Annotated in this window: 19 protein-coding genes and 3 tRNA genes; 9 read left to right on the plus strand and 13 right to left on the minus strand. The window is 38.6% G+C overall.

Features of this window, described 5'->3' with window-relative positions; all coding sequences use genetic code 11:
• Positions 1–512 precede the first annotated feature (512 nt).
• Both AC1M9H_RS04860 and htpX read left to right on the plus strand, forming a co-directional pair.
• Complete coding sequence (locus AC1M9H_RS04860; RefSeq protein ID WP_481595671.1) at positions 513–1,370, plus strand: lytic transglycosylase domain-containing protein; 858 nt, start codon at positions 513–515, stop codon at positions 1,368–1,370.
• A 124-nt stretch (positions 1,371–1,494) separates the two neighbouring features.
• Positions 1,495–2,400, plus strand: a complete 906-nt coding sequence (htpX, locus tag AC1M9H_RS04865) for a protease HtpX (protein ID WP_035266954.1) — start codon at positions 1,495–1,497, stop codon at positions 2,398–2,400.
• A gap of 60 nt (positions 2,401–2,460) precedes the next feature.
• Here the strand turns inward: htpX and AC1M9H_RS04870 are convergent, their stop codons facing one another.
• The 3 genes from AC1M9H_RS04870 to AC1M9H_RS04880 form a co-directional block, all read right to left on the minus strand.
• Positions 2,461–3,036: a DUF4112 domain-containing protein gene (locus tag AC1M9H_RS04870; RefSeq protein ID WP_481612878.1), complete on the minus strand. Its 576-nt coding sequence runs from the start codon at positions 3,034–3,036 to the stop codon at positions 2,461–2,463.
• 40 nt (positions 3,037–3,076) lie between these two features.
• A complete protein-coding gene (gene mgtE, locus AC1M9H_RS04875; protein WP_481612893.1) occupies positions 3,077–4,414 on the minus strand; it encodes a magnesium transporter in 1,338 nt (445 codons plus the stop codon).
• Positions 4,415–4,572: 158 nt separating this feature from the next.
• Entirely contained in the window at positions 4,573–7,680 is a 3,108-nt protein-coding gene (locus AC1M9H_RS04880; protein ID WP_481612879.1) for a multidrug efflux RND transporter permease subunit, read from the minus strand.
• Between the two features lie 325 nt (positions 7,681–8,005).
• Here AC1M9H_RS04880 and AC1M9H_RS04885 point away from each other — a divergent pair, with 325 nt between their 5' ends.
• Entirely contained in the window at positions 8,006–9,238 is a 1,233-nt protein-coding gene (locus AC1M9H_RS04885; protein ID WP_481612880.1) for a hypothetical protein, read from the plus strand.
• Positions 9,239–9,273: 35 nt separating this feature from the next.
• Here the strand turns inward: AC1M9H_RS04885 and AC1M9H_RS04890 are convergent, their stop codons facing one another.
• From AC1M9H_RS04890 to AC1M9H_RS04910, 5 genes are all read right to left on the minus strand, one after another.
• Positions 9,274–10,446 (minus strand): LuxR C-terminal-related transcriptional regulator, encoded by a 1,173-nt coding sequence (locus AC1M9H_RS04890; RefSeq protein ID WP_481612881.1) that lies wholly within the window; start codon positions 10,444–10,446, stop codon positions 9,274–9,276.
• 146 nt (positions 10,447–10,592) lie between these two features.
• A complete protein-coding gene (groL, locus tag AC1M9H_RS04895; protein ID WP_035266940.1) occupies positions 10,593–12,227 on the minus strand; it encodes a chaperonin GroEL in 1,635 nt (544 codons plus the stop codon).
• Positions 12,228–12,296: 69 nt separating this feature from the next.
• On the minus strand, positions 12,297–12,587 hold the full coding sequence (locus tag AC1M9H_RS04900; RefSeq protein ID WP_004810787.1) for a co-chaperone GroES: 291 nt from the start codon (positions 12,585–12,587) through the stop codon (positions 12,297–12,299).
• Between the two features lie 169 nt (positions 12,588–12,756).
• Complete coding sequence (locus AC1M9H_RS04905) at positions 12,757–13,533, minus strand: metallophosphoesterase family protein (protein WP_481607126.1); 777 nt, start codon at positions 13,531–13,533, stop codon at positions 12,757–12,759.
• Positions 13,530–14,453 (minus strand): diacylglycerol/lipid kinase family protein, encoded by a 924-nt coding sequence (locus tag AC1M9H_RS04910; RefSeq protein ID WP_481589682.1) that lies wholly within the window; start codon positions 14,451–14,453, stop codon positions 13,530–13,532. Before AC1M9H_RS04910 ends, AC1M9H_RS04905 begins: the two co-directional genes overlap by 4 nt.
• Before the next feature lie 406 nt (positions 14,454–14,859).
• Here AC1M9H_RS04910 and AC1M9H_RS04915 point away from each other — a divergent pair, with 406 nt between their 5' ends.
• Both AC1M9H_RS04915 and AC1M9H_RS04920 read left to right on the plus strand, forming a co-directional pair.
• A complete protein-coding gene (locus AC1M9H_RS04915) occupies positions 14,860–16,689 on the plus strand; it encodes a phosphoenolpyruvate carboxykinase (GTP) (RefSeq protein WP_481588545.1) in 1,830 nt (609 codons plus the stop codon).
• Between the two features lie 142 nt (positions 16,690–16,831).
• Positions 16,832–17,263 carry a hypothetical protein gene (locus AC1M9H_RS04920; protein ID WP_035266928.1) on the plus strand — a complete coding sequence of 144 codons (432 nt, stop codon included), beginning with the start codon at positions 16,832–16,834 and terminating at the stop codon, positions 17,261–17,263.
• An 11-nt stretch (positions 17,264–17,274) separates the two neighbouring features.
• Here the strand turns inward: AC1M9H_RS04920 and AC1M9H_RS04925 are convergent, their stop codons facing one another.
• Positions 17,275–17,955, minus strand: coding sequence for a class I SAM-dependent methyltransferase (locus AC1M9H_RS04925; RefSeq protein ID WP_481612882.1), 681 nt, complete (start codon positions 17,953–17,955; stop codon positions 17,275–17,277).
• A gap of 173 nt (positions 17,956–18,128) precedes the next feature.
• The gene (gene folD / locus AC1M9H_RS04930; RefSeq protein ID WP_481612883.1) at positions 18,129–18,977 is read right to left on the minus strand and encodes a bifunctional methylenetetrahydrofolate dehydrogenase/methenyltetrahydrofolate cyclohydrolase FolD; all 849 of its coding nucleotides are present in this window, start codon (positions 18,975–18,977) and stop codon (positions 18,129–18,131) included.
• A gap of 153 nt (positions 18,978–19,130) precedes the next feature.
• Here folD and AC1M9H_RS04935 point away from each other — a divergent pair.
• The 3 genes from AC1M9H_RS04935 to AC1M9H_RS04945 all read left to right on the plus strand — a co-directional run bounded on the left by AC1M9H_RS04935 (position 19,131) and on the right by AC1M9H_RS04945 (position 20,147).
• Positions 19,131–19,204 (plus strand) — tRNA-Cys (locus AC1M9H_RS04935).
• Positions 19,205–19,213: 9 nt separating this feature from the next.
• Positions 19,214–19,299 (plus strand) — tRNA-Leu (locus tag AC1M9H_RS04940).
• Positions 19,300–19,418: 119 nt separating this feature from the next.
• Complete coding sequence (locus AC1M9H_RS04945) at positions 19,419–20,147, plus strand: hypothetical protein (RefSeq protein ID WP_481612884.1); 729 nt, start codon at positions 19,419–19,421, stop codon at positions 20,145–20,147.
• Between the two features lie 8 nt (positions 20,148–20,155).
• Here the strand turns inward: AC1M9H_RS04945 and AC1M9H_RS04950 are convergent, their stop codons facing one another.
• Positions 20,156–21,919, minus strand: coding sequence for an alkaline phosphatase D family protein (locus AC1M9H_RS04950; protein ID WP_481612885.1), 1,764 nt, complete (start codon positions 21,917–21,919; stop codon positions 20,156–20,158).
• 217 nt (positions 21,920–22,136) lie between these two features.
• Between AC1M9H_RS04950 and AC1M9H_RS04955 the strand changes: the two genes are divergently transcribed.
• Positions 22,137–22,222, plus strand: a tRNA-Leu gene (locus AC1M9H_RS04955).
• Positions 22,223–22,330: 108 nt separating this feature from the next.
• Here AC1M9H_RS04955 and AC1M9H_RS04960 read toward each other — a convergent pair.
• Entirely contained in the window at positions 22,331–22,642 is a 312-nt protein-coding gene (locus AC1M9H_RS04960; RefSeq protein WP_035266912.1) for a DUF5713 family protein, read from the minus strand.
• Positions 22,643–22,804: 162 nt separating this feature from the next.
• A complete protein-coding gene (gene folP / locus AC1M9H_RS04965) occupies positions 22,805–23,659 on the minus strand; it encodes a dihydropteroate synthase (RefSeq protein ID WP_481586561.1) in 855 nt (284 codons plus the stop codon).
• Positions 23,660–23,698: the final 39 nt, after the last annotated feature.

Genomic DNA, 23,698 nt, shown 5'->3' on the forward strand with positions numbered 1-23,698 from the left:
ACGACATTAACCATAAAAAAAATACTGCGCAATTTTAGCCGATTCAGTGCTTAATCGCATCTAAAGAATCTGTTTTTTACATCTAATTTTTATTTTTTCATAACACTGTCTTATTCACGCATCTAAAATGGACGCTTGGGTTCATTTTTTAGTCGAATTGCTTATCTTTTGGACTTTTCCACAGTTTTCCACAAAACCTGTGGATAAAATTGTGGACTTTTTAGGGGTTGACAAAGTTTTGGCAAGATAAGATGGTGCTTTCCCTTAGATTGATCATTTTTTAACCACTATTCTATATTATTAAAATTCAATGACTTATATGTGTCAAGCAGTTGTTTATAAATAAAAATAAATAATTTTTTTGGATATTAAGCCAACAATTAAGACTTGATTTTTTTACAACGAATTGTTAAAAAACATTACATAGTTGAGAGACATCTCCATTGCAGAAAATCACCCACATATCATTTAGGGACAAAAATAGTGTTCGAATGATGAAAACTACAAATAAAATAAAAGTCATAGCGTTATTTGGGTGTGTGAATTTTCTAATATTCTCGCCACAGGCTTCTGCAGGTCAAACAATCTATCAGCTGAAAGATTCAAACGGCACTACCGTACTGACCAACCGCAAAAACAAATACAACCATCTTAAAGTTGAAAAGAAAACCTACTATCCAGATAGCAATATTCATAGTTACAGCAATTGGGGAAGCAACGAAGCATCTGTTCTTCCAAGCCATAGTAAAAATCGAAATGCCTTTGATGGCTATATTCGCCAAGCAGCTCAACGACACGGCATTTCTGAAGGACTCATTAAAGCGGTGATGCACACAGAGTCTGGTTTTAATATACATGCACGCTCCCCTGTTGGTGCTCAGGGTCTTATGCAATTGATGCCTGCGACTGCACAACGATTTAATGTCAATAATGCATATGATCCTGAACAAAATATTTTCGCTGGTGCAAAATATTTGGCTTGGCTATTGAAACGCTTTAATGGCAATACGCAATTGGCATTAGCGGGTTATAATGCTGGCGAAGGAAATGTTGCTAAATATGGTGGAATTCCGCCCTTTCGTGAAACTCAAGACTATGTCAGACGTGTACTCAGTCGTTACAATAATTTATACGCCAATGGTGTAGGCTCAAATCCAACCAATAGTTATGCAGCTTCAGCATCCTCTAAGTTAAGTTCACCGAGCTATAACAATCAGAATTTATCAGCTCAAGTGACTGCACCATCTAAACCAAAGTCACCTCCTCGCCAAATTATTGTGGCCGCTGATGGCAGTTTTACTGACGCACCAGCTGGTTCATATTCTACAAATAATGCCACAGCATCAGCGAAGATCTATATTTCGAATTAATCTCAATTTTTTTCGTTATATTTTTTATTTTTTTCTTGAAATTTTCCCTATTCGAAAGCATATTTGACGTAGGTTTTTTAATTCAAAAAGCTTATTAAATTTTATTTATAAGAGGATTTTCTCGATGATGCGGATTGGTTTGTTTTTGCTGACCAACCTCGCGGTACTGGTGGTAGCTGGCATAATCTTGTCACTCTTCGGTGTCGGTAGTTACCATGGCGCGGGTGGCTTGAATCTTGGCAATTTACTTGTGATCTGTTTTGTCTTTGGTATGGTGGGTTCTTTAATCTCCCTATTCATGTCAAAGTGGATTGCAAAGAAAACCACAGGTACAGAGTTAATTGATCCCAATGCTCCACGCAACCAAGCGGAAGCATGGTTACTCAATGAAGTGGCACAACTTTCTCAACGTGCTGGTATTAAAATGCCAGAAGTTGGTATTTTCCCATCTTATCAATCAAATGCTTTCGCAACTGGTTGGAACAAAAACGATGCTTTAGTCGCTGTTTCAACAGGCTTATTGGAACGCATGAATAAAGATGAATTACGTGCAGTGCTGGCGCATGAAATTGGTCACGTTGCAAATGGTGACATGGTCACCCTTGCTTTAGTGCAAGGTGTAGTCAACGCGTTTGTGATGTTCTTCGCGCGTATCGTCGGCGACTTTGTAGATCGCAACGTATTTGGTCGTGAAGAAGGTGAAGCACCGGGCTGGAGCTATTTCCTCATTACAATCGTGTTAGATATCGTATTCGGTATTCTTGCTTCGGCAATTGTGATGTGGTTCTCTCGCTATCGTGAATATCGTGCTGATGAGGCTGGCGCGCGTTTAGCAGGTAAACAAGCCATGATCAGTGCATTACTTCGCTTGCAAGCAGAAACTGAAATGCCAGATCAAATGCCTAAAGAAATGAAAGCGTTCTCAATTTCATCAGGTCGTGAAGAAGGATTCAGCCTTGCTGCACTCTTCCAAACACACCCAACAATTGAGCAACGTGTAGCAGCATTACAACAACTTGATTGTCCTTAATCTGCATCTAAAAAAAGCCTCCATAGGGAGGCTTTTTTAATGGACTCAATCTATAATACTTTAAATAGATTGAAACCATTGCCATAAGAACGTGACAGCAAACCATAAGGCAACAGCAAAAATACTTAAAAACAGAAGACCCAGTAAATCAGGAATATGAATCCAAATCCATGCCACGACAGGATTTCGCCAGAAGGCAGAGTCCTGCTGTTTACGCTCTAAGTTTTCATGTAAAAATGGGTGTACCACATGATGGTCAGAATGAATCTGATATTCTTCACGGATATGATCATGAACCACATCTAAAGCCTTGCGACTCGGTCGAATAAACACATCAAAGAGTGTACCTGCAACAGGGATTAAACCTACTACACCATCCATCACAGCAAGTTTAAGCACGCCATTCAATTTAGATTGGGGCACACCGATTTTTCGAGCTTGTAATACTGCATAACACGTAAGTACAAATCCAGCTACGTCACCCGCCACAGGAATCGTACTCAATGCTGCATCAGCCCCTACCCCTTGTTTAGTGAATGGAATTCTTACGACGGAATCCATCATGTTTGCGAACTTGGCAAGATCGCGTTCCATTTTGATGACTTCAGCTTGGGTTAATTTATTTTTATTTGTCATTTAAGCAACATCCTGCAAAGATACTCCATCAGCCATAGCCTTAGAATAAGAGTTGTGAAGCAATAAATAAATAGACCAACACACCAGTTGCATCACATATTGAAGTGACCAAGGGCGCAGACGCGCTTGCAGGATCGAGTCCTAATTTATTGAGTACAAATGGTAAACTCATCCCGATCAGACAGCCCATCATGACAATACCCATCATACTGATCGCAAGCACTAAAGCGACCATCATATCTCCACGGATATAGCCAAGAATTGAAACAGCTGCAGCCATCGTTGCACCCAAACATAGAGCAACCATCGCTTCACGACCAAGCAACACAAACCAATCCTTGGCTTTTACATCGCCAGTTGCGATTGCTCGAACCATCAAGGTTGCAGATTGTGAGCCTGCGTTACCACCACTCCCAACCAATAGCGGTAAAAAGAAAACCAAAACAATATGCGCAGCAATGATGTCTTCATAATGAGCGATCCCAATACTCGAAAGTAGGCTGCCAAAGACCAGAAACACTAGCCAAAAAACACGTTGTCTAAATAAAAATAATATTGGTGCTGAACGAATACTGATATTTTCTTTAAGCTCTACCGCCCCACTTTTCAAAAAGTCCTCGGTAAATTCTTCTTGGAATACATCCATAGCATCATCATAAGTGACGATACCGAGTAGATGATCATCATGACCTAAAATGGGTAAGGCTATAAAATCATAGTGGCTTAATTTTTTTGCCACTGATTCCTGATCCTCATCTACCCGTCCGTAAATGACGTCAGTGGTCATGACTTCTTGGACTGTTTTATCCAAAGGTGCTTGCACAATTTCTCGAAGAGAAATTACACCCTCAAGTTTCTGAAATTGATTGGTAATATAGATCAGATATAAGGTTTCAGTATCTTTGGCGGAATGGCGCAAAATCTCTAAAGCTTGTTGCATTGAGATGTCTGATGGCAAAGTGACATAATCAGATGTCATGATCGCACCAGCTGTTTCCTCAGCATACAGTGCCAAAGATTGAACTTGCTGCTTCGTTTCTCGATCTAAATTCGCAAAAATAAATGTTTTAATCTGATCCGGTAAAGCTTTGTACAAATCAGTTCTAGCATCCGAATGCATTGAACGAATTAACTGGACTGTAGTTATGCCGTCCATTTTTTTAACCAACTGTACTTGATGATTGAGTGGCAAAAACTCAAATACATATGCTGCGTTTTCTAAATGGTGGATAAGTTGTATTTGTTGATCAATTTCTAATTGCTGTAAAAACAAAGCCAAATCTGCAGGATTAATCGTATCCGCAATATGATCAATCTGAGCGACATCAAAATTGATCAATGCTTGTTGTAATGCTTCAATTTTATGATCTTGTTTAATTTGATCCATAATCGCTTCATTTATTATCGTTTAGAATTACGCAAGGCATGCTAACACTAATTGAAAATGTTAGTGCGTATTGATCTTGTCAAAAACTGATATTTAAAAATGGATTAGATCAACCGCAGTACAATACTCGCTGTACTGCGGATACCATATTAAGTTTCAGATGCTGATTTTGATTTATATTTGAAAATATTCCGAACGATAACAAACATAAAGGGAATAAATACAAGAACTAAAATTGTGCCGAAAATTACCCCCCCAAGGACACTGACACCAATTTCTTGACGACTGGCAGCACCTGCACCTGATGCAAATACCAAAGGTATAACCCCTGCACCAAAAGCAAGTGAAGTCATTAAAATTGGACGTAAGCGTAAACTTGCACCTTGTAAAGCAGCAGCAATCGCATTAGCTCCACGCTCCTGAGCCATTGCCGCAAATTCAACAATTAAGATGGCATTTTTACATGACAACCCAATCGTCGTAAGTAACGCAATTTGGAAGTAAATATCATTTGGAAATCCGACCAACCAACTAAAAATAATATTACCGCCAATACCCAATGGAATAGCAGCAATCACAACAGAAGGTATCGACCAACTTTCATATAAGGCAGCCAAACATAGAAAGATAAAGCCAACAGAGATGAGATAAAGCCAAATGGCTTGTGTACTCGATTGTTGCTCTTGAAACGATAATCCACTCCATGCTAGCCCAACCCCATCTAATTGATCAACCATAGACTTGATATCACGCATTGCAGCACCACTGCTCACATTTTTTGCAGTGTCTGCTTCCATTTGTAGCGCGGAATAACCTTGGAAACGAGTCACCACATCAGGGCCTCCATCCCAATCCACAGTGGCAAAATTACCAAATGAAATCATTTGATTTTGATTGTTTCGTACAGACCATAAATTGAGATCTTCAGGCTTTGAACGATACTCGGCATCACCCTGCATCATGACGCGTTTAATACGTCCGCGATCAATAAAGTCGTTCACATAGGAACCACCCCAAGCTGCAGCCAAAGTGCTGTTAATCGCAGATTGTGAAAGACCATTCGCCATTACTAACTTTTGATTGATATTCACTTTCAATTTGGCTTTATCTGGATTAGAGCGTTTTCCCAAATTTTCAAAAGTTGTGAAGTTGATTGCCTGTCGTTCTAGCGCTTGAAATTGATCTTCTAAATACTGTCGTCCTTGTCCATTTAAATCTTGCAGCCAAAACTCGATGCCGTTGGTATCGCCAAGACCACTTACAGAACCTGGCAAACTCACCATAATCCGAGCGCGACTGTCTTTTCTAAAGAACTCCATCGCTCGTTCACGAATGGCTTGTGCAGAGTTTGCCTCACCTGGACGATCATCCCAATGATGTAATGCTACAAATCCTGTTCCTAAATTTTGACCCGTTCCTGAAAAATTTCGTCCATAACGAATTTGAACCAACCTAACATTCTGTTTTTCTTGTTCAAGAAAATATTCTCGAATACTTTCACCAACAAGCTGACTTTCTGTCATAGGTGCCCCTTCAGGTAAACTGAATTGGACACTGATAAAACCTTGATCTTCACTTGGAATAAAGCTGGTTGGAAGCGACTTATAAAACAAAGCAAAAATCACAATTAACCCAGCAAAACTGGTTAAAACGATCCATTTTAATGACAGGCTTTTTTCAACCCATTTTAGATAATGCAATCGTAATGATTCCATTTTTGCGTTAAACCATGTCGCCCATTTTGCTTCTTTTTGTTTGGGTTTAAGAATAATCGCACACAATGCTGGTGTGAGAATTAACGCGACCAGCAATGACAGTGACATGGCTGCGATCAAGGTAATTGAAAACTGACGGTATATAACCCCTGTCGATCCTGTAAAAAAAGCCATCGGAATAAATACTGCTGTTAGCACCACTGTAATTCCAATTAAAGCCCCCGTCATCTCTTGCATAGATAAGATGGACGCTTGCTTTGCAGATAGCCCCTTTTCATGCATTAAACGTTCGACATTTTCGACCACCACAATTGCATCATCTACAAGTAATCCAATCGCAAGAACTAATGCAAAAAGTGTCAACGTATTGATGGTCATTCCGAGCGCAAATAAGACGGCGAAAGTGCCCAAAATAACAATTGGAACCGTGACCGTGGGAATAAGTGTTGCGCGCCAGCTTTGTAAAAAGATAAACATGACCAACACGACCAAGATAATGGCTTCAACTAAGGTCTTTACAACTTCTTTAATGGACTCTTGAACAAACGGCGTGTTATCTCGTGGGTAAACAATTTGATAGCCTTCAGGAAGTTTTTTCTTAATGTCCTCAAGTACTTCTTTAATTTTAGCTGAGGTTGCAAGAGCATTTGCACCAGATGACATTGAAACAGCCAAGCCTGCTGAAGGTGATCCATTAATGGTATTAAAAGCTTGATAATTTTCAGCACCTAACTCAACGCGTGCTACATCTTTTAAATAAATAAAACTTCCATCAGGAGTCGCTTTGACAATGATATTTTTAAATTCATCGACTGTTCTTAGTCGTGATCCAGCGGTAACTTTTGCATTAAGATACTGGTCTGCTACTGTCGGTAAATCTCCGATTCCACCTGCAGCAACTTGTGTGTTCTGTGCTTCAATTGCGGCACGAATATCACTAGGCATCAACTGATATTGTTTCAATAAGTTCGGATCTAGCCAAATACGCATGGCATATTGAGAACCAAAGACATCAACCTCACCAACACCTTCTACACGCGCAATTTCTGGTTCAATGTGATCAGCCAAATAATCTGACAACGCAATATTATTACTTTGGTTCGTAGTGTCATATAACCCCACCACCATAAAGGTGTCACCTAAGGATTTATAGACATTGACCCCTTGACGCTGCACGTCTTCAGGCAAACGATTGATCACCCCATTAATGCTATTTTGAACTTGGACTTGTGCTGTGTCTGGATCAGTTCCGTTTTCAAAACTTAAACTAATTCGACTATTCCCAGATGCATTACTGGTAGAGCTAAAATAAAGTAAGTTATCAATTCCTTTAATTTGTTGTTCTATGACCTGTGTGACACTTTCCTCAACTGTTTCGGCATCAGCTCCTGTGTAAGTTGCTGATACAGTAATTCTTGGCGGAGCAATATCAGGATAGCGTTCTACCGGTAAGCTCATCACCGCAAATATACCAATTGCCATGACAATAATCGCAAGTACGCCAGCAAAAATAGGTCGTTCAATAAAGAACTTAGATAACATAGTCGTTAAGCCGTCAAAAGAATTCTAGAAAGTGTTTTCATTAAAATATATAAAAATTTAATTGATATTCAGTGACTATGAATAAAAAAACAAGAACTAATAACAGAAACGATCAACATTGATTGAATTAAGAAGAGAATATGAAGCCCTCACCTATGAACCGCTTATCTGATCCTTCAAAAAAAATTTGCGCAATTTCTCAAAAGTAAAAAACTTCTAAAATTACGCAGCATTAATGCCATCACCCCCTCCCAATTTGAGGATAGTCATATTCAATTTTTTAAAACTATATTCGAGGTACAAAAATACGAATGATTTGGGGGAAATGATGAAAAAAGCTCTTCTAACACTGGCGCTCAGTACCTGTTTAGCAGCTTGTGGTGGTTCGGATAAATCCGCAAAAAATGATGATCAGATTAAAATAGGAATACTGACTGACAGCCCAGTAGCAGGTGCGACATATATCGTGAATGGCAATAATGACAATGCGAAGAAGACCAATGCAAATGGGGAGTTTGAATATCGAGATGGAGATGTCATTACATTTAAAATTGGTGATATCGAAATTGGTACCGTACAAGGTTTAGCTCGTGTGACACCAAATGAACTCGTGAATGAAGATTTAAATGCAGATGAACGTAACAAGAGAATTATCAATCTACTGATTTTTTTACAATCATTGGATATCGATGAGGATAAAGAGACCATACAAATCCCAGATGATGTTTCAAATTTCTCGCCAACATCGATTGATTTCAGCAATGCGACAAGTGATTTTAGAGAGCGACTTCAAGGTCAAATTATCAATATTCCTGAAATTGCCTCCAATATAGTAGTCAGTGAAGAGCAAGCTAAAGAACATTTTAGCAGCTCACTGCTCAAAGATATTCAAGGCGTATGGTATGCAAAAAATGATGAGTCTGAAATTGTGTTATTTATTGGAGAGAATGGCGAATATATGCTCGGTGAACCAATCCCGAACGAGCCTAATAGTTCTTCAAATGGCATGGAATACGCCAAAATAAATCTAGATGCCCTAAGTGGAAGTTTATACGCTTCTTCAATAAATATTACTACGCCTGTGATTGATACCAATGAAGATTGGGGACTTCTCGATCATGGGGAATCGCGTTCAATGAAACTATCTTTTGATGGATCTATACTTAAGATTTCTGAAGCTGAAAATCCTGATGAAAGTGCAGAGTTTACGCGAGTTCCTCGAAATAATAGTGGAATTGTAGGCGCATGGCAGTCCTCAAGTGGTAAACAAATTTTCGTATTTAATTCTAATAACACTTTTATTATGGTTGATGCTGTTGGCGATGATCAACCAGATCCATATGACGGACCTTGTGGTGGCCCTGGTATTGAGTATGGTCGTTATCTATTACGCGACAACAAGCTCTTTGTTACCACGCCCCTCAGCATTGATACAAATGGTTGTGCTGGATTATCCAATACAGACGCGCATTTAGGCTTACCATTACAAATTTCTACTCAAAGTTTAAGCTTTACCGTAGCAGATGAAGGCACATTTACACTGACCAGAATGAATTAATTTTATCCCCCTTCAACATCTTCGTTAAAGGGGGATTATTCAATATGCTGAAAAGCATCAATAAATTCGATCAAAATCCGCATCATTTCAGCTTGTGAGGAGCATCCTAACTTCTGATAAATCGTTTTCAGATATGTCCGCAGTGAACTCAGCGTAATCCCACATTTCAAAGCAATATTTTCAAGATGCTGATCGTCCATAAAATGCTGACAAATTTCAATTTCTCGAGCTGTCAGTTGGAATGTTGATTTCAGTAATATTTTAGACAAGCGTTTTCGATCCTGCATTTTTGATAAGAATAATGCAACTTGATTATTGTCTAAGATCATTGAATCTGACAGCACCTTAAGTGGTGAGACTGTGATTAAGTAAGCTGATTGATGTCGATCGCTATATAACTGCATTGCACCCCCAACTTCTTCTTGATCATGCCTCTCTAATGAATAACGCTCATTCTTTTTGAATGTGCTCTGCACCAATTTTTTTAATTGAGTATTATAAGGCTCGATTATTTTTAATCTGTTATGCAAATCTATTTCAATCATACTCGTATCATTCAAACAATCCTTCGCATACTGATTCACAAATCTAACTTCTAAATCAGATTGAACGATGAGTACACCCACATTCAACTTATCTAAAATTTCGGTGTAATTACTTCTATCATGTTGAAGAAACTTAATTTGTCGATGAATTTGAATCGCTCTTCTAAAGTGTTTTGCGAGTCTTTCTAAACTTTGTAATTCAGCAGCATCATAAGCAACTGCATCTGATGGTCGATGTACCGCAAGCACGCCCCATTTATATTTTCCATACTCTAGCAATACCCCACTGAGATAACAGATGTTTGAAGGAACTAAACAATATTCATAAAAGCTTTTCAAATCCTCATTATCTGTTTCAGCATATGATCGACAATCAATTTGATAGGCATGCTCTAATCCATAGGTATTCATTAACTCACCATGAATACGCATGTCTACGACATCTAAGTTATACGTTTGATAATTTTGAATTCCATCAATCGGGATATTAATGGTGTAAATAAAATTTTGTTCGGGCCGAAGCTGATCAAAGTAAGTAAAGATCGCCGTTGAACTCTGTGTAAATTCCACGACCTGTTTTAAAACATTTTCCCAGTGATGTGGCTTTAAGGCAGCCTCATAAATTTCTTCTATGATTTTATTTTCTTGAACAGTTAACATCATCACCCCCAATCATGGTGTTAATGTTCCTTTAGATTAGCTCTCTACTAGGCTTTTATTCAATATTTACAATAGTATTCAAATATTTATCAGACAGATGACAAAAAAATCCCCGCTTAAAGCGGGGATTTTTTAGGCTATGGGATGAATTACATCATACCGCCCATACCACCCATACCGCCCATGTCAGGCATAGCTGGTTTATCTTCTGGGATCTCTGTAATCATGCACTCAGTTGTTAACATTAAGCCCGCAACAGACGCAGCATGCTCAAGTGCAGAACGAGTAACTTTCGCTGGATCAAGAATACCCATCTCTAGCATATCGCCGTATTCACCAGTCGCAGCGTTATAACCAAAGTTGCCTTCGCCATTTTTAACTGCATTGATCACTACAGATGGTTCGTCACCTGCATTAGATACGATTTGACGAAGTGGCGCTTCAATCGCACGACGAAGGATGTTGATACCTACGTTTTGATCATCGTTAATACCCGTTACACCGTCAAGTGCTTTAGCTGCACGTACTAATGCAACACCACCACCCGCAACAACACCTTCTTCAACAGCAGCACGAGTTGCATGAAGAGCATCGTCTACACGATCTTTCTTCTCTTTCATTTCAACTTCAGTTGCAGCACCGATTTTAATCACTGCTACACCGCCTGCTAATTTAGCAACACGCTCTTGAAGTTTTTCTTTGTCGTATTCTGAAGTTGATTCTTCGATTTGCGCACGAATTTGTTGAACACGCTCAGCAATTTGATTCGCATCGCCTGCACCGTCAACAATCACTGTGTTTTCTTTAGATACAGTTACTTTGTGTGCAGTACCTAAATGTTCAAGTGTTGTTTGATCTAACTGCATACCGATTTCTTCAGAAATCACAGTACCACCAGTTAAGATCGCGATATCTTGAAGCATTGCTTTACGACGATCACCGAAGCCTGGTGCTTTAACAGCACATACTTTGATGATGCCACGCATGTTGTTTACAACAAGCGTTGCAAGTGCTTCACCTTCAACATCTTCAGCGATGATAAGAAGTGGTTTACCTGTTTTCGCAACTGCCTCAAGAACAGTAATCAACTCACGGATATTGCTTACTTTCTTATCAACAAGAAGGATAAATGGGTTTTCCAATTCAGCAGTTAATGTATCTTGTTTGTTTGCGAAGTATGGAGAAATATAACCACGGTCAAACTGCATACCCTCTACAACATCTAGAGAATCTTCAAAGCCTGAACCTTCTTCAACAGTGATTACACCTTCTTTACCCACTTTTTCCATCGCTTGAGCGATCAGTGAACCAACAGTCGTATCAGAGTTCGCAGAAATCGAACCAACTTGTTCAATCGCTTTAGAATCAGATGCTGGTTTAGCTGTTGCTTTAATATCTGCAACAACAGCTTTAACTGCAATATCAATACCGCGTTTCAAGTCCATTGGGTTCATACCCGCAGTTACTGACTTGATCCCTTCGTTCAAAATTGCTTGAGCTAAAACGGTTGCCGTTGTAGTACCGTCACCTGCGATGTCATTTGTTTTAGAAGAAACTTCACGAACAAGTTGAGCACCCATGTTTTCAAACTTGTCTTTTAATGTGATTTCTTTCGCTACAGAAACACCATCTTTAGTGATGTGTGGCGCACCGAATGAACGATCGATAACTACGTTACGGCCTTTAGGACCAAGTGTAACTTTAACCGCATCTGCAAGGATATTCACACCTGCGATCATTTTTGTGCGAGCTGAATCACCAAACTTAACGTCTTTAGCTGACATATTTGACTCCGAATATTATTAAAATTACTAAATCTGATTGATTAAATGAGTAGTATTAAAAAGAATCAATTAGCCTTCTAAAACAGCTAAAATATCTGACTCTTTCATGATTAATAGTTCTTCGCCATCTACTTTCACAGTTGTTCCTGCATAAGTACCAAACAATACCTTGTCACCTACTTTTACATCTAAAGCGCGAACGCCATTGTCAGTGATCTGACCATTACCAACTGCAATAATTTCACCTTGAGCAGGCTTTTCTGCAGCAGAACCTGGCAATAAAATGCCGCCAGCTGTTTTTGTTTCTTCTTCAACACGACGAATTACTACACGGTCATGTAATGGACGAATGTTGCTCATAAAAATACTCCATCAGACTAAGTCTTTTGATTAATAGTCGTGATCTTAATTTCCTTAGATCACCACCAAAATTATTTGATGTCACTTTTGTGGGGATGGAAAAAATTGCTTCAAGGGGAAAATGAAAAAAAATTTAATTTTTTGTATTTTTTTTAGGCATTCCGATAATTTAGCCTTCATTCCGATTTGCAACTAAATAAAATTTCTTGAATCTCGAATCAAAGCGATATTCACGCACCTTCAGTTTTTCATCAATTAGATTAAAACTATTAGAAAAGTCATGATGTAAACGATGTGACGTAGCGGTACCTGCATGAATATCCAATATTGGATGTTGAGCATTAAGTTGGAAAATCTTATTCAGATCATAAACAGCAGATACATGTAAATGACCATGTAGAATTGCATTCAACCCTGAGCTTGCCCATGTCTTTAGGGCTTTTTCAGTATTTTTAGGACGATCTTTAGACATATTTATACCGTGATCACCACTATAGAAAGGTTGATGCGTAAGCAGAATTTTTAATTTATCTTGAGGAGCTTCCTTAATTTTTTGATCAACATCCTGAATTTGAAACTCAGTAATACGACCTTTGGTATGGTACTTAGGGTGAATTGTATTGATTCCTATAATATAAAAATGCTCAGTTTCTAAGGTCTGTTCCATGTCACCAAAAAACAACTTATACCGATGAAACGGACTTAAAAATCTGCGCCATAAATGAAACAAAGGAATATCGTGATTACCCGGAATCACAATATAAGGAACATTAAGTTCTTCTAGAAATTTTTTGCAGTGATAAAACTGTGAAAATCTTGCCCTTTGAGTGAGATCACCACTGACCACAACAGCTTCGATCAAATGTTCTGCAACAAAGTGAGTAATTGCATCTAAGCAATCTTGTTGCTCAGTCCCAAAATGCAAATCAGACAAATGTAAAATCATTGTGGCACCATTAAGGTCAGTGCATTTCTTTCAACATGAATATCTAATGGTGAATCCAGTTGAATAATTTCTCCATCGATTGCTACAGTCATCTTTTTTTGATGAGAACGTATGCGCACATGATCCGCACTAAAACTATATACGTCTGCTGCCTGATCTAATTTTCCACGAACGAGTTGGATGAGTGTTTTAAAAATACTCAGCTTATCCGTGCGAGCAAGTACAACTCCCGCAACCCGACCCTCTTCTGCCGTTTTAGCGATATTGAGGTTCATTTCTTTTAATTGAAGTTGGTTATTACCTAAAAATAATAAAGGGGTTTTAACTGCATAATTTACACCATCCACCTCAATTTCTAACTTTAATTCTTTACGATCACGAATCAACACGTCTAAGCCAGAAGTATAGGCATGTAATGGTAGACGCCCTAGTTTTTGGTTATATAACTCTCTTTTTTTAATAAACAATGGATAAAGACCCAAACTCGCATTATTTAGATAAATGGCATCATTAATTTTTGCCACATGTACCGCTTTAGGCTTACCTTCAACCACCAGTTTTGCAGCTTCGAGAATATCTAAAGGAATATTCAAAACCCGTGCAACATAATTGAACGTCCCTAAAGGTAAAATTGCCAAAGGGATGGTTTGATGTAATAAATAATTAGCCACAGAATTTAACGTTCCATCCCCGCCAGCAACCACAATCACCCCCTGATTATCATGATTTAAATGTCGAAGATGAACTTTTTCGATGAGTGCTTGAACACTCATTTCTGAAGCAATATCAAAAACTTGTATTTCAAAACCTAGATCTGTCCAATAATGCATAAGTTGTTCATAAATTTGATCATTATTGGTGGCATGAAATCCAGATTTTTCATTAAAAATCATAGACAAAGGCTTTAGCATTGAATTCATTTTATGAGTTTAAAAATTGAATTACTTTAAAATTTCGTCTATTTACTACTCAATTAAAAGCCAATTTATGTAATTTTTAAATGATGTTCATTTGATTTTTCGATGATGAGAATTGATCTCATATTTTAATTAAGTTTTTATTTTAAATGAATATTTTAACTATAAATACCAAACATAAAATTTAAAAATGAAAAAGAAATTACTCATTTTTTAAAAAAATATCAAATAATTACATAAACTTAACACCAAACAAGTCTTAAGCACTATTTAAGCCTTTGGTCTTATTTTTTTTAAGAAAATATGCTTTAATACAGCCACTTTTTTTCATACTGAATCTAGAGTCTGCAAACCAGCATCTAGATATTATTTGTACACCACATTGTACACTTTTGATATAGGCCTCACCATGACCCAAGTGAACGCACCAGAATTCGTTCGTCACCCTAAGCTTATTGCTTGGGTGGAAGAGATTGCTAAACTAACAAAACCAGCAAAAATTGAATGGTGTGACGGTAGCGCAGAAGAATATCAACGTTATATCGACTTGATGATCGCTAACGGCACAATGCAAGCGCTTAACCAAGAAAAGCACCCTGGTTCATATCTTGCAAACTCTGATCCTTCTGACGTTGCTCGTGTTGAAGACCGTACTTTTATCTGCTCTGAAAACAAAGAAGATGCTGGCGCAACTAACAACTGGGAAGCTCCAGCGGTTATGCGTGAAAAATTAAACGGTTTATTTGACGGTTCTATGAAAGGTCGTACTTTGTACGTTGTACCTTTCTCTATGGGACCTTTAGGTTCTCATATTGCTCACATTGGTATCGAACTTACTGACTCTCCTTATGTTGCAGTCAGCATGTCTAAAATGGCTCGCATGGGTAAAGCTGTTTATGACGTTCTAGGCACTGATGGCGAATTTGTTCCATGTGTACACACTGTAGGTGCACCATTGGAAGAAGGTCAAAAAGACGTTGCTTGGCCTTGCAACAAAGAAAAATACATCGTTCATTATCCAGAAACTCGTGAAATTTGGTCATTTGGTTCTGGTTATGGTGGTAACGCATTGCTTGGTAAAAAATGCTTAGCATTACGTATCGCATCATTCATGGGTCGTCAACAAGGCTGGTTAGCTGAACACATGCTCATCCTTGGTGTGACAAATCCACAAGGTGAAAAACATTACATCGCAGCTGCATTCCCATCTGCTTGTGGTAAAACAAACTTTGCAATGTTAATTCCACCAGCAGGTTATGAAGGTTGGAAGATTGAAACTGTAGGTGACGATATTGCTTGGATCAAACCAGGTGAAGATGGTCGCTTATATGCAATCAATCCTGAAGCAGGTTTCTTCGGTGTAGCTCCTGGTACAAATACGAAGACTAACCCGAACTGTATGGCTACGCTTCATAAAGACGTGATCTATACAAACGTTGCCGTGACTGACAACGGTGAAGTATGGTGGGAAGGTCTTTCTAAAGAAGCACCTGCCAACCTAACGAACTGGAAAGGTCAACCACATACTGGTGAAGAAAAAGCAGCTCATCCAAATGCGCGTTTCACAGTTTCAGCTGGTCAATGCCCTTCTATTGATGCTGACTGGGAAAATCCAGCAGGTGTTCCAATCTCTGCGTTCATCTTTGGTGGTCGCCGTGCAGACACAGTGCCTCTAATTTCAGAAGCATTTGACTGGGTTGACGGTGTTTATAAAGCTGCAACAATGGGTTCTGAAACAACTGCTGCTGCTGTTGGTCAACAAGGTATTGTTCGTCGCGATCCATTTGCGATGCTTCCATTTGCTGGCTACAACATGGCTGACTACTTCACACATTGGTTAGAAATGGGTGAGAAAGTTGGCGAGAAAGCTGCAGCTGCTGGTAACAAGCTTCCTGGTATTTACAACGTGAACTGGTTCCGTCGTGATGCTGAAGGCAACTTTGTATGGCCTGGTTTCGGTCAAAACATGCGTGTTCTTGAGTGGATTATCGATCGCTGTGAAGGTCGTGCTGACGCTGTTGAAACTCCAATTGGTCGTGTTCCAACTTACGAACAGTTGAACTGGACTGGTTCAGACTTTACGAAAGAGCAATTTGACCTTGTGACTTCTCAAGACAAAGAGCAATGGATCAAAGAACTTGAAAGCCATACTGAATTATTTAACAAACTTGGTGATCGTTTACCAGAAGCGTTGAAAAAACGTCAAGCTGAGCTTTTAGAAGCGGTTAAATCTGCTTAAGCATGATGAGAAAAAAGGTCACTTCGGTGACCTTTTTTTACTTCAAACAAACTGAATAAAGTGTATTTAGTAACGTTTATTAGTACCAATAAGTTGTCACACTTATGGCATACTAATTTAAACAGCTTATTAGGATCAGATAATGAAAAAAATAGAAATGATTGGCTCTTGTTTAATCGCCCTTATGCTTACAGCCTGTCAATCTGTTCCGCGACAGCACAATGGAGCTACAGGATATCAAATTGAAAACAAATCAGAAAATTCTGCCACTATTTCGTATACCCTCTCTGCACGTGCCAACCAAAATATTGATGAACACAAATTGCAACGCACTTGCCAACAAGTTTTAGGACATACTCAACAGTATAAAACCACCATTTTGAGTGTAAATGAAATTGCTAATCCCAATTACAAAACTCAAGAAACTCAACAGGTTCAAATTGGCCAATCACGAACATCATTCGGACTCTCAAACACTCAAAGTCTATACAGCAATGAAGACTACAATACACGTCTTTCTTTAGAAACTAAGCCTAGTCTCTTACAAGTCGTTCGCTTTAACTGCACACTCTAAACTTAAGACACTCAATGTACTTCATTGAGTGTCTTATAAAAACTGACATTTCTAAATTCAGGTGATTCATCTAAGTCTGGCCATGTCGTTGCACTGCGCTCATCAAGCTTTTCATATTTCGGATGACTAAAGTTTTTCACACGACTATCCGCCACCCATACCTCGGGTGCAAATTTTAAAAACTCATCTAAGAAGAAACGGTTGCACTGGTCATATAACACATCAGCCGCCAACAAGATATCAACTTGCTCAGCTTTATATAAGTCATCCAAATATTCAAGCTCAACATCATTCAATTCAGCATTGGCACGACACGCATCCAAACTAATTTGATCAATGTCACAACAAATGACACGTTTTGCCCCAGCCATTTTCGCCGCAATCGCAACTACGCCTGAACCTGCGCCAAAGTCTAAAACCACTTTGTCTTTCACATGATGCGGTTCAGCCAATAACCATTGTGCCATTGCTAAACCTGATGCCCAACAGAAAATCCAATATGGCGTATCATTCCATATACGACGAATAACTTCATCATCTAGCTTATCGGTTGGAAAAACAGGTGGAATGAGCCAAAGTGAAATTGGTGTATCAGGCAATTGCTGTGCATGAAGTTCACAACCTGGAATCACATCATGTAAGGCTTTTAGTAAATGTTCAGGCGCTTTAGGAAATTGGAAAGTACAGCTCATTGGATTTTATTTTTAAATATACAAAATTTGAGTTTCAAATACGAAACCTAAATTAATAAAGAGAATTCCCTCTCCTTTTAAAGGAGAGGGTTAGCGAGAGGATTTATCTAACTCAATACCCTCACCCCAACCCTTTCCCTGAGCCGTATACGGCGCAAGAGAGGGAGATAATATTAACCTAAAGCTTTTTCAGCTGCTTCAACTGTTTGACAAATCAACGTTGTGATTGTCATTGGACCTACACCACCCGGTACTGGTGTGTAAGCTGAAGCAATTTCTTCAATACCAACAAGTTGAATATCGCCCACACCACCGCCATCACGTGGATGGAAACCAGCATCAACAACTACTGCACCAGGTTTAATCCAATCTTTTTGAATCAATTCAGCTTTACCCACTGCACCCACAATGATATCCGCTTGCTTCACAAAGCTAGCAAGGTCTTGTGTACGAGAGTGACAAATCGTTACAGTAGCATTCGCCTCGAGAAGCATAGCTGCCATTGGTTTACCCAAAATTGCAGATCGACCTACAACAACCGCATGCTTACCTTCGATTTCGATGTTGTTTTCTTTCAGAATCGTCATAATACCAGCAGGTGTCGCAGAACCGTAAGCCGCTTCACCCATTGCCATACGACCATAACCAAGGCAAGTAACACCATCCACATCTTTTTCAAGTGAGATCGCATCAAAGCACGCTCGCTCATCAATTTGCGCAGGTACTGGATGTTGTAAAAGAATACCGTGAACATCAGGATTTGCATTGAGTTTTTCAATTTCAGCAAGCAATTGTTCTGTCGTTGTTTCTTTTGGTAGTTCAACTTTAAGTGAATCCATACCAACACGGCGGCATGCATTACCCTTCATACGCACATAAGTTGCAGATGCACCATCGTCACCTACTAAAATCGTCGCAAGAATTGGAGTACGTCCTGATTTTGCTTTTAACGCTTCTACGCGAGTTAACAAATCAGCCTCAATTTGTTTTGCCAATGCACGACCATCTAAAACTAATGCCACGGCACATCTCCCAAGTGTTGATATGAATCAATTTCGCACATTCTACATGAATATTTTAAATAATTTCCGTTATATGCTGTTTTTCTGCACATACGAATAAAAGCACTATTGTTTTTTTTTCAGAGCTTGTTAATATACGCATCAACAAGACATGGCGGGGTGGCAGAGTGGTCATGCAGCGGACTGCAACTCCGTGTACGCCGGTTCGATTCCGACCTCCGCCTCCATCTTGTTAAGCCCGAGTGGTGAAATCGGTAGACACAGGGGATTTAAAATCCCCCGCCCACAAAGCGTGCCAGTTCGAGTCTGGCCTCGGGCACCATTCTTCTAATAGAGAATAATGGTGTAAATAAAGAACCCAGCGTAAGCTGGTTTTTTTATGTCTGCATTTTCTTTAAACTCATCTGCTATAATCACTCATCTTCAGAATTTCATATTCAAATGAATCAAAATCAGCAAGTTGCTCAATATCTTCAAGAACTAAAACAACAATATCCTCAAGCGTTTAAAAAAAACTTCTTGCTCTATAGTCAGTTAAAGACCAAAGGGATTCTAGATGAGCGTAAAGAACTGATCCCGCTTGCACTTGCATTAATGATTTTCCTCCCTTGCTCATATTTGTTAACCCTTTTGCTTAAACAACACATTGTTTTTTTAGAAGGCTTTCAATCTGGCGGGAGTGCTGTGTTGTGTATCATGTTATTTTTTATGCTGATTACGCCAATCATCCTCAAACAGATCAAGCATAGTAGCATCTCAACTTACCAGCAACTTAAAAATACCCCATTCAAACTGACCATCCTCATTCTTTTACAAAGTTTAAATATCGCTTTTATGGAAAGTTGGTTCTTACAGGGAATTTTGTTTTATTTCGCTATGAATTTTGGTTTCGTTAAATTTTATAAAGAGAATTTATTCCGAGAAAATACTTCTAAAGAAAACTATTACTACATTCAAGAAATTCGTAGAGTGGCTTTCTGGAGTTATAAACAAAATTTTAAGCTTAACTTAAAACTAATCTTTTCATCCAAAAACTCAAAGCATCAATTATTGATTGAACAAAAACAAAAAAATGCGCAACTTTATGTTCATTTGATGAACTATGAAAACAAATTGTGTATGCGCTACAAGCATACCGATATAGAAAAATATATCGATAGCATCATGTAGCGCTACGATCAACTTGCTTGCTGCATTACTTTAATTATATTCAAATTGGTATCATACGTTGTTGAGTGCAATCTGAGTTGATCAACTTGATACTTCTGTGAATGAATATCTGTTAAAAACAACCATTCTGCACTCAATTGCGTAGAATCAAAGCTCAATTTTAAATAGCCTCGTTGATTCAAATTACAAAAGCTTAATTCATCAATCAATTGGATAAACACTTGTTCAAATTGTTGCATTAAGTTCTCAGGTAAATTGAGATATTTCTCCATACCTGGTGAAGAAACTGAACTTGTTGCTAATTCAATCCCCACCTTCTCACCATTTTGTTGATGTAATGCAGACTCCCACGCATTATGGGTATCTCCAGCCAACACAACAACTTTCTTCTGATACTGCTCATACAAAGCATAAACACGCTCACGCTCAGCATAATAACCATCCCAAGCGTCTAAATTATAAGGAATCACGGTTAGGATTCTTAATAATTCAGCGTCAGTTAAGCTCGGGTCACTATTTTTATAACGCAATTTAATCGCGACCAGCTCCATCAGACGTTTTTGAGCTTCTATTAAAAAGTTGTCATCTACCATTCCACTTTTGGCAACATTTAATATTTGCAATACTTCAGCAGGTACCAACATTTTCGCCATCAATACTTGCTGACCCAATACATTCCATATTGCACGAGAACTCTGAAGACTATTCGCCAACCAATTTAACTGATCTATCCCTATTAGCTGTCGCTGCTCATTCAATAATGCCGCTCTAAATTGCTCAACATTTAGATTTTCACCATCCATAAATGAAGCAAAAGCCAGTTGCTCATCTCGTGCCAACATACGTGTATCTAGCATATTAAGTTGAACTAAATCACCAAAATTAAACTGACGATAAATATGAAGAATATCGTTATTGCTTTTTTCGCGGATTGGCATCCACTCAAAATAAGCGGTTAGGGCTGCTGTTCTTCGTGCTACGAAATCTCCCTCTAAATCAGGTTGATGATTCTGCGCACCAGCTCTCCATGCATCATTTGTCAGCTCATGATCATCCCAAATCAGAATAAATGGATGACGTTGATGAACCGCTTGTAAATCAGGATCTGTTCGATATTTTGCATAACGTTTTCGATAATCTTCTAGACGGTAAATCTCGTTTTGATTATCCACATCGAGTGTTCTACCAAGCTTTTCGGCTTGTTCAGCTGCATACCCATCTTTGCCATATTCGTAAATATAGTCACCCAGATGCAGCACAGCATCCACGTCCTGCTTCGCAATTTCACGGTACACATAAAAATAACCAGCAGGATAATTTGAGCATGAGCATACCGCAAAGTTAACCGCATTGGACTTGGTTGCTAAGGTCTTCGTACGACCAATTGGAGAATGTATCTGCCCATATTTAAATCGGTAATAATAACGAGTATCGGCACTCAAATTAAGTACATCGACTTTCAAGCAAAAGTCTTTAGCAGCAGAAGTCTTGATTTTCCCCATCTGAACAATATTTGAAAAATTCTCATCAAGTGCAATTTCCCAATCTAATTCATATGTTGCCGCCACATCTGTAGGTGTTATTCGCGACCAAAGAATTATTCGATCCTGTAATGGATCTCCACTCGCCACTCCATGCAAAAAATCAACTTTATGCTCATTGCTGGTTTGACCATCGCCATTACATGCTGTAATCAGAACAGGCAGTGAAATCGCACCTAATCCAGCCAATGAATTTTTAATTAATGCGCGTCTTGAGATTTTATTTTTCATTTTATTTACGAATTGGCGAGTTATTTTAACTTCGAACTTAAACCGCATTTATGAAGCTAAAATTGCAATCAGATGACAATTTAATGTACAAATATCATAAACCATCGCCCCAAAATTTATATTTTTTAATCTAATAAATGCAAGTTGATTGAAAAGAAAGCAAATAATACGATTTTCTCTTGCCAAGCTTAAAAGTGTCCTCTATTATTGCGCACATGCCCGAGTGGTGAAATCGGTAGACACAGGGGATTTAAAATCCCCCGCCCTCAAAGCGTGCCAGTTCGAGTCTGGCCTCGGGCACCATTCTTCTGATAGAGAATAATGGTGTAAATAAAGAACCCAGCGTAAGCTGGTTTTTTTATGCCTAGCGTTTAGCCACAACAATAACAACACAAAAAAATAGAGAGCGATTTACCACTCTCTATTTGAAACAAGTTCTTCCATTTCGATATCTAAAAATCCCTCTTCCTGAACGACCATCATCATTGCCTCAGCAATATAGTCTGCTGCTGCATCATCAAGAGAAGAATCAAGATCTTCGAACTGAGGTTTCATCTCATTAATTTCCGCCACAATATCATTGGCGATTTGATAAATCTCAGCATCGGAATTCACCTTAGATACCTTCTTTGAGAATTTTTCAATGAGTTGCTGAATTTCAGCCACGAGAATATCAGGATAATATTCATCGTCGAACATCGGGAGAAGTACATCATTCAACATATTAAAGCTCAAGTAATAGCATTAACAAAAACCGAGCTTATATAACACAAGCTAGACATTAAACCAACAATAAAAACGAGGAGTAAATCTCAGTTTTAATCAAAGTATAACTAAGCTAATATTTTCATTGATGATTTTAACCGTCTTAAATCTGCCTTTAATTTAACTAACACTATTCATTGCTGCCCAAATTTGAATAGCTTGCACCATTTCTTTTACATCATGTGCTCTGACCATACATGCTCCTTGCTGTATGCTTAACAGATGCCCCGTCACCGAACCCACTGCACGTTCATGGGCAGGTACACCACCTAAAGCTTCACCAATAAATCGCTTACGAGATAATGCAGAAAGCATTGGATAGCCCAACTCATTTAATTTATACAACTCTTTTAATAATTTCAGGTTTTGATGTGCATTTTTTGCAAATCCGAAACCCGGATCAATCATGATATTTTCAGGTTTAATTCCTGCATTTAATGCTGCATCTAATCGAGTTTGCAATTCTGAAATCACATCTAAAGTAATATCATCATATTGATCCAACTGGTTCATTGTGGTTGGCTCACCACGCATATGCATGATAATGACTGGAATATCTAATTCCGCAGCTGTTTCTAAAGCATGTGGCTTTGTTAATGCTCTGACATCATTCCAAATATGCGCTCCAGCTTTAACCGCCTTTTTAATCACTTCTGGTTGAGAAGTGTCGATTGAGATCACTACATTCAATTTTGACAACGCTTCAACGACCGGAACTACACGATCTACTTCATCTTGAACATCAACAGCAGATGCGCCAGGGCGAGTTGACTCACCACCTACATCAATAACACTCGCCCCTTCAGCAATCATTTGCTTTGCTCTCTCTAGTGCCGCCTCTACACTATTGTGTTTACCACCATCACTAAACGAATCTGGCGTTACATTTAACACACCCATTACATGAGGCTTTGACAAATCAAGTTCCAATGCACCACATTTAAGAATCTGATTAGGTAAAGAGATAAGTTGCATATTGATGTTCCTAGAAAATCTATTCACATGATATCAAGT

The sequence above is a fragment of the Acinetobacter sp. ANC_7512 genome (genome assembly GCF_056779935.1).